Here is a 7,749-nt window from a genome sequence, read left to right on the forward strand (position 1 = left end):
ATGAGAATTGAAGAGAAATATCATAAAAATACCATCCTATGCTGTGAAAAAAAGAAAAAATCGGATGGAATCAAGAAAAAAACACAAAAAAAAAGGATGAAAATTTAAACATTATAGAATAATTGGTTTTGCAACGGTCTTGATTCATCTAAAATAAGCGTATTAAGGCAATTTATGGTTTTGAAGGATTGCTTTATTCGTTTGTGATGCTTCCAAAAACCAGTCTCTATTTCCTCTAGTATTTTTTGGGATTCAGCTTGATTTAGGAAAGTTTAATCATTTTATTATATGGATAATAAAATTGCATTTTCAAACTTTTCTGTTATTGTTTTCATGTAAAATTCAGATTATAAATATATTATCTTAATTTTGCCTTTCATTTTAAATAATTAGATATGAGTAACGGTACAGTAAAATTTTTCAACAACTCTAAAGCATTTGGATTTATTACTCCAGATGATGGTAGTAAGGATGTTTTTGTTCATCAAAATGGATTAATTGATAATATTTCTGAAGGAGATAAAGTAAGTTATGAAGTGGAAGAAGGTCCTAAGGGATTGAACGCAGTAAATGTCAAAGTATCTTAATTTACTTTTTGACATAGAATCATTAAAGCCTGTCGTTATTGACAGGTTTTTTTTTGAATTAATTTCTATTGTTTCCCTATCCTATTAACCTGAGCTTGGGTTATTAAGTTCAGTATTCGGCCTCTTCACAAAGCTCTCCATGAATTGTTATTTTGAAATTTCAAAATAAATGTAAAAAATATTTGACACAATGTAAAATATAATTATCTTTGTGTCGAAATATTTATACAAATGATAAAAGAATAGTGAATAATAATGGAAACAAGAGAAAGAAGAATATTAGTAAGCTTGGTTACAACCATACTGGTTTTTGTTTTTTATACCTTTTACATATACAAAAGGCAAGTCGTGGGTAATCCTGAAATTGTTAATGATTTACAATTCTGGGGGAAAACCTTTATGTTGATGATTCCTGTAGCAATTGTAGCTCAAATAATCATGCATATTTTATTTGCAATCATCAATAAAATAATGGCAAATGAAGATGAGCCAAAGATTAATGATGAAAGAGATAAGTTAATAGAGTTGAAAGCGCTAAAATTATCTCATTGGATTTTTGCGGCAGGATTCATACTTGCAATGGGATCTCAGGCTCTTGGAATGAAAGTTTGGGTCATGTTTGTAACGCTGGTTGTATCTGGATTGCTTTCCACCATGTTAGAGGAAATTATTAAATTATATTACTACAAAAGGGGGTTTTAGGATGGAAAAATGCAGAATAAACAACAATATCCGAACCTTTCGCTTTCATGCAGATGAAATGACTCAACAACAATTAGCCGATGAAGTGGGTGTTACCCGACAAACTATTGTTGCCATTGAGAAGGGGAAATACTCTCCTACGCTTGCATTAGCTTTTAAAATAGCCCATGTATTTAACACTTCCTTGGATGCGGTATTTACCTACATTCTTGAAGATTCAACAACAAAATCAACGAAGGAAAAATGAATAAAATAATAAAATTTGGAGAGGATGTAGAAGGATATGACATCCCCGTATTAAATGAAAGAGAAATAAGAGCAGCAGCAGGAATACTGTTTTTATTGATGTTTGTTTCAATAAGTAATGCCGCACAAGGCGATTTTACACTGCTTAAGTATGCGATCATTATTTTTCTTGTCGATATGCTAATTAGGGTTTTAATTAATCCAAAGTTTGCCCCAACACTAATTATTGGGAAGTGGATTGTGCGGAATCAAACACCGGAATATGTGGGAGCAAGGCAAAAAAAGTTTGCCTGGAAAATAGGAATCGTATTGGCTGTAATAATGTTAGTACTGGTTGTAATTGTAAATTCATTTAGCCCCATCTCAGGTTTAATCTGTTTCATCTGTCTAATATTCTTGTTTTTTGAATCAGCATTTGGTATTTGTCTGGGTTGTAAAGTGTATCCATGGTTTTTTAAAGATAAGGTTCAATATTGTCCGGGAGAAGTATGCGAAATTAAAGACAGGCAGCCTATTCAGAAGACATCACTTGCTCAACTATTTATAGTCATTGCATACGTAATTTTTATTGTAGCACTTTATTTTCTTTTCAATGAGATCTTTAGTATAGAGCCATTTGATTTATTTGGATTGGAAGAAAAAATGAATGCTCATTAACCTGTTTAGCGGTTAAAAAAGAAATACTAATTTGATGAATTTAGCTCAATTTAGGATATAAATGAATTTTATAAAACTTCGTGAATCTTCATTTTCTTCATGAATCTTCGTGTAAAAATTTCTATCACGAAGATGCACAAAGAACACACAAAGACACACGAAGCAAAATCATTCAGAAATGTACTAATAAAACCGATTGTAGAAGTTGACTTATGAAATTTCAACCACTAAACGGGTACTCATTAAATGAAGAATAACAAAACACATGAAAGCAATTAAAGCACAAAAAGTGAAGTTAAAAGCCAAGCGGACATTTATGAAAAAGGGAACTTGTTCACGTACATTCTTTCATATTTTAAATCGGGAAAATGGCTACCCTATGGAGGATGAGGAACATGCCATTGATCCCTTAGCAGGAGGCATAGCACAACAAGGATTTCAATGCGGAATGCTCTGGGGTGCTTCAATGGGCGCAGGCGCAGAAGCTTTCAGGCGATTTGAAAGTACTGATAAAGCAATGGAGCAAACAATAGTTGCTACACAAGTAATTATGAGATCGTTCGAAAAAACAGCCAAAAGTATTGAGTGTGCTGATATTGCCAGTTGCGACTGGCAGAATAAAATCAGTTTCGCAAAATATATGTTGTCGGGTAAGTTTCTCTACTGCTTTAAATTGGCAGGGAAATGGGCTCCTGATGCAATTGATGCTGCCAATGGAGGCTTGAGTTTAGCTCTGAAAAGCAACACATCTACAACACTAAGTTGTGCATCTGAAGTGATTAAAAAAATGGGAGGCAATGAGCAGCAACAGATTTTAGTTTCTGGCTTTGCTGGAGGATTAGGACTTAGCGGAAACGGATGTGGAGCATTATCGGCTGCTATATGGATGAAAACACTTGCTCGTGTTAAGCAAGGTGAATATAAATACACAACTTCAGATAAAGAGTTAGAAAAAGTATTAGATACTTTCTACAAGGAAACAGATTACGAAATGGAATGTCACAAAATATGTGGTAAAAAATTTGATTCAGTTGAGGAGCATTCAGAGTTTGTGAAAAACGGAGGGTGTGACAAGCTAATAAATGTGTTAGTGGCAAGCTAATTATCACGTCAATGAGATTGTTTCTCCTGATGAATTGGGAATGCAATGACGATTCATTTTGATTTTTCTGAAATTATTTTTTCCTACAAAAGGTATCTTGAACAATCGCATCTAAAAATACTTCAGACTTAATGTGTTCAAATTCCAATGGTTTTGAAAAATCTTTAAACAAAGGGATTCCTCCTCCTAACAAAATTGGAATGGTCGTTAAAATCATTTCATCAATCAAATCTTCTTCGAGAAAACTATTAATGGTGGTTCCTCCATCAATATAAAGCTTGTGGAATCCTTTTTCGTTTAGTGTTTTGACAATCTCCTTAATCGAACCATTTATAAACTCTACTTTTCCAATAAGTTTTACTGGGACTTTTTTCAAGGTAGTACTTAATACAAATACTGGTTTATTGTAAGGCCAATCAATATCAAAACCACATATAACCTCAAAAGTAATTCGACCCAGAAGGACGGCATCAATTCGATTGATCATGTCAGTATAACCCATGTCTATATTGTCGGGATTTGGAATGCTATGGAGCCATTCCAACCCTCCATTTTTGTCGGCTATGTATCCATCTAAACTTTTGGCAATAAATACGATATTCTTATTTTTCATGTTTTCCTGCCAATACTTGAATATCAAATGGTCTGATGATTTTTTTGTCATAGCCATGTTTCGTACTATTAATCATGGCCAATCCTATTTGGGTTGTATCAACAATAGACTTAGGAAAAAGCTTTTTCATGAGTATTAGTAGCCACATTAAATATTTGATCAAACGTCTGTACAATTTACTACTTGGTAGAACGCCTTTTAAGGGAATAATACCCCCTGGTCTAAACATAAACGCTTGCTTAAAACCTATTTTCAGCAGATCGTTTTCAGTTTTACCCTTAACTCTTGCCCACATGCTTCTGCCTTTTTCAGACGAATCGGTGCCTTCACCTGAAACATAGTTGAAAGTCATTTCAGGATTCATATGGTAAAGCTCATTGGCTAGAGCCAAAGTGAAACCATAAGTCATTTTGGTATATTGTTCCTCTTTCATACCAGCTGAGCTTACCCCCATACAAGCATAGCATGCATCATAACCTTTTAGCTGCTCCTTAACAGAAGAAAATTCTGAGAAATCAGAATGAATTAACTCCTTTAATTTCGGATGTTCTATACCTATTGCTTTTCTTGATATTGATAAGACTTCAGTTATATCTGAATGGTCGAGACATTCCAAAAGAATACCTTTTCCGACCATTCCGGTTGCTCCTGTTATTATTGCTTTCATTTAATAATATTTTGACTTCAAATTTATTACATTTTTGGCACGTAATTATTTGCGAATTAATTTGTCTAAATCATAGACAGTCAAAATGTTACACACTATTTCTTCTTTTTGTATATTTACCGCAATTACAATAAACACTTAATTATTAAAAATCCTTAAAATGCAAAAAATACTTATTAAAAGTCTGCTTCTGACATTTCTATTCCTGCAGATTCAAACTGCACATTCTCAAAGTACAAGTCAGGCATCCTGGCAACAATTCAGGGGAAATGATAGAAGCGCAACTTCTTCAGAGTCTGGATTATTGGAAAAATGGTCAGCAAAAGGCCCTGAAATTCTTTGGAAAAAAGATTTGGGTACTTCTTTTTCAGAACTATTAATTGCTGACGATAAGATTTACACCTTAGCTGGAGAAAAAATTGATAGTGTTTCAGGAGATGAATATGCTATTGCTTTTAATGCCCATACTGGTGCTGAGCTTTGGAAAACAAAACTTGATTCAATATTTATTGATGTTGATGACTGGGGAGATGGAGCTCGCTCAACTCCAGCATTAAATAGTACACATATGTATTGTTTGACGTCCTTTGGTAAACTGGTCGCTTTATCATTGAAAGACGGAAAAATTGATTGGACAGTTGATATTCATAAAGAGTATGGCAGTCCTGTTCCTCGTTGGGGCTTTTCATCATCTCCCATCATTGTTGATGGCGTATTGGTTCTCGAAGTTGGTGGAAAAGAAGAAAATGCCTTTATGGGTTTTGATCCTGCAACTGGAAAGCAGCTTTGGGCAAAATCAACAGGACAACCGTCCTATTGTTCACCGATAGTTGCAAGAATTGATGAAAAGAATCAAATCATTTTTGCAAATGGAAATAATTTATATGCTTTTAATGCAAAAGGAGAATCACTATGGACATATAAAATGCCCTTAAGCCGACCAACTGCAGCTCCTTTATTTATTGCACCAAATAAGCTTTTTGTTTCTTCCGTAAGTAGTACCGGTAGCTTTATCGTTGAAGTAAATGGAGCTGAAGTTAAAGAAGTAATGAACAGTTCAACGATGAAAAATCATTGGAGTACGTCAGTTCATTATAAGGGTTTTATATACGGTTTCAATGTAGCTGCTTTGCAATGTATTTCTTCGACTGATGGAGCAAAAAAATGGACAAAACGTGGTTTTGGTAAGGGGAGTTTGATTTTAGTTGATGATAAATTATTAGTTCTATCAGATCAAGGGAAACTGATTTTAGTGGAAGCGGTAGCTGATGCTTATACTGAATTAAGCGATTTTCAGGCTATCAATGGCAAGTCATGGACAGCTCCATCATATGCCAATGGGAAAATATATCTGCGAAATCTGACAGAAATGGCTTGTTACAAATTGAAGTAATCTTTTTATTATGAACAATATGTGTTTAATAAGAAACTCAAAAATATATAGCGAAAATCAATTTATCTGCCCCAACCCTATAGCCTGCCCGACATTGTTCAGGCGGGGGTGCAAATTGATTTCCGATTCACCCTTTAGGGAAGGGGCTAAAAGAGGAAGTCGATTTATCTAACAGTGGATTATTTGATATTTGAACAAACAATAAACGAAAAACACAATGAACAAAATCTATAAAATTGGAATGGTATTAAGTCTATGCCTAATTTCTTTCTTCACTTTTTCTCAGAATGTAGAAGATATTATCAAGAAACATATCGATGCCCATGGTGGTGCAAAGAAAATAGCCGCCATTCAAACCATGAAAATCACAGGGAAGTTCACTGCTTTTAGTGAAGTTGATGATTATACAGCTTTCAAAAGAAATGATGGAAGTTATTATGCTGATTTACGTTTAGATAAATACAAAGTGTTTGAGGCTTTTGATGGAAAAAATGGATGGACAATTGATCCTTGGCAAGAAATTGATTTCCCTCGTCAGCTTAATAAAACAGAAGTAGGTGTTATGATGCAAAAAGCAGATATGGTTACACCTTTCCATAAGTACAAAGAAAAGGGCTATAAGGTTGAGTACCTTGGCGAAAAAGAAGTTGATGGTGAAAAAGTATTTGCTTTAAAACTTATTCGAAATAATATGCAGGAAGAAATATGGTATTTGAATACAGAAACCTATTTGGAGTTTAAGTGCGAATCACAATGGGTTGATTTTGCTTGGCCATCTCCTTGCGAAACCTATTTTGATGACTTTAGAAAAGTGAATGGAGTGCTTTTCCCATTTTACGTAGAAAGGACTTTTAGCATTAGGAACAGAATTCTTGAAATTGAAAAGATAAAAATCAATACCGAATTTGATAACAGCAAATTAGTGCTGAAAAGAAACCCAGAAATGGAGAAACTTGCATTTCTAGGAGGCAAGTGGAGTGTATTGGTGAAAGCCATGACACGCAGAGGTACTTTCATGCAAATTGATTCTGTAAGTTCGATGATAAGTAGTATTTATGATCAAAACATGCTGACTGAACACATTAGCTATGAGCGGATGTTTCCAATGGACAGGGTGTTTACCTTTACCTATAATAGTCGGACAAAAAAATATAGACTAGCTGCATATAATTCATTTGGCTCAAATCATGAGGTTTTTGAAGGAGATTTTGTAGAGGATAAACTAGTATTTGAATTAGTAAATATTGCCAAAGAAGAAACTCAATATAGATTTGTGAAATTTGAATTTAGCGAAATGACTGATACTGGATTTGTACTTGAGAAACAAGAAAGCAAAGATGGGGCGGAATGGATGGCTAGGGATAGGTTTGAGTACACAAGGATAAATATTTGGTCTTTCGATTAGTTGTAATATTTTAAAATCAATAAAAATAATTACATTGATTATGTTGAGTTTCAGGACAAGACAAAGCAGTAACAATATCGTTGGCAAATACAAATAAATTATAAAATATTCGTCAAAATGAAAAGAATTGTTATTATCCTTTCACCCTTTTTCATCTTAATCCTACTCCTACAATGTAAAACGACTGAAAAGCAAGAAACGAGTAGTAAATCAAGAATGATTTACAAGATGTTAAATGGACAGGCCGATGAAACTGACCACCCTTTGCTGGTTTAAGCTGACCACCCTTGCCGGGGCAAACTGACCACCCTCTGCCGGACTAATGTGACCACCCTCTGCCGGTTTAAATTGACCATAGCATTTAGAGTTACTTTTTC

The 7,749-nt window shown here is 34.2% G+C and carries 10 protein-coding genes; 8 read left to right on the top strand and 2 right to left on the bottom strand.

Going from position 1 to position 7,749, the window contains the following annotated elements; genetic code table 11:
* The first annotated feature begins 395 nt into the window (after positions 1–395).
* The 5 genes from HOG71_02995 (at position 396) to HOG71_03015 (ending at position 3,294) form a co-directional block, all read left to right on the top strand.
* Positions 396–587, top strand: coding sequence for a cold-shock protein (locus HOG71_02995; protein ID MBT5989796.1), 192 nt, complete (start codon positions 396–398; stop codon positions 585–587).
* Between the two features lie 255 nt (positions 588–842).
* Complete coding sequence (locus tag HOG71_03000) at positions 843–1,289, top strand: hypothetical protein (protein ID MBT5989797.1); 447 nt, start codon at positions 843–845, stop codon at positions 1,287–1,289.
* Between the two features lies 1 nt (position 1,290).
* Positions 1,291–1,536 carry a helix-turn-helix transcriptional regulator gene (locus HOG71_03005; GenBank protein MBT5989798.1) on the top strand — a complete coding sequence of 82 codons (246 nt, stop codon included), beginning with the start codon at positions 1,291–1,293 and terminating at the stop codon, positions 1,534–1,536.
* Positions 1,533–2,192: a DUF4395 domain-containing protein gene (locus HOG71_03010; GenBank protein ID MBT5989799.1), complete on the top strand. Its 660-nt coding sequence runs from the start codon at positions 1,533–1,535 to the stop codon at positions 2,190–2,192. Before HOG71_03005 ends, HOG71_03010 begins: the two co-directional genes overlap by 4 nt.
* Before the next feature lie 265 nt (positions 2,193–2,457).
* Positions 2,458–3,294 carry a hypothetical protein gene (locus HOG71_03015; protein ID MBT5989800.1) on the top strand — a complete coding sequence of 279 codons (837 nt, stop codon included), beginning with the start codon at positions 2,458–2,460 and terminating at the stop codon, positions 3,292–3,294.
* Between the two features lie 73 nt (positions 3,295–3,367).
* On the opposite strand, the gene HOG71_03020 is transcribed toward HOG71_03015, so the two are convergent.
* Positions 3,368–3,907 carry a dihydrofolate reductase gene (locus HOG71_03020; GenBank protein ID MBT5989801.1) on the bottom strand — a complete coding sequence of 180 codons (540 nt, stop codon included), beginning with the start codon at positions 3,905–3,907 and terminating at the stop codon, positions 3,368–3,370.
* Positions 3,897–4,574, bottom strand: coding sequence for an NAD-dependent epimerase/dehydratase family protein (locus tag HOG71_03025; protein ID MBT5989802.1), 678 nt, complete (start codon positions 4,572–4,574; stop codon positions 3,897–3,899). The genes HOG71_03020 and HOG71_03025 overlap by 11 nt, the downstream gene beginning before the upstream one ends.
* A 160-nt stretch (positions 4,575–4,734) precedes the next feature.
* Here HOG71_03025 and HOG71_03030 point away from each other — a divergent pair, with 160 nt between their 5' ends.
* The 3 genes from HOG71_03030 (at position 4,735) to HOG71_03040 (ending at position 7,648) form a co-directional block, all read left to right on the top strand.
* Positions 4,735–5,967: a PQQ-like beta-propeller repeat protein gene (locus tag HOG71_03030; protein MBT5989803.1), complete on the top strand. Its 1,233-nt coding sequence runs from the start codon at positions 4,735–4,737 to the stop codon at positions 5,965–5,967.
* A 217-nt stretch (positions 5,968–6,184) separates the two neighbouring features.
* Positions 6,185–7,372, top strand: a complete 1,188-nt coding sequence (locus tag HOG71_03035; protein ID MBT5989804.1) for a hypothetical protein — start codon at positions 6,185–6,187, stop codon at positions 7,370–7,372.
* Between the two features lie 117 nt (positions 7,373–7,489).
* Positions 7,490–7,648, top strand: coding sequence for a hypothetical protein (locus tag HOG71_03040; GenBank protein MBT5989805.1), 159 nt, complete (start codon positions 7,490–7,492; stop codon positions 7,646–7,648).
* Positions 7,649–7,749 lie beyond the last annotated feature (101 nt).

This window comes from Bacteroidota bacterium (assembly GCA_018698135.1).
Classification (GTDB): Bacteria; Bacteroidota; Bacteroidia; order CAILMK01; family JAAYUY01; genus JABINZ01.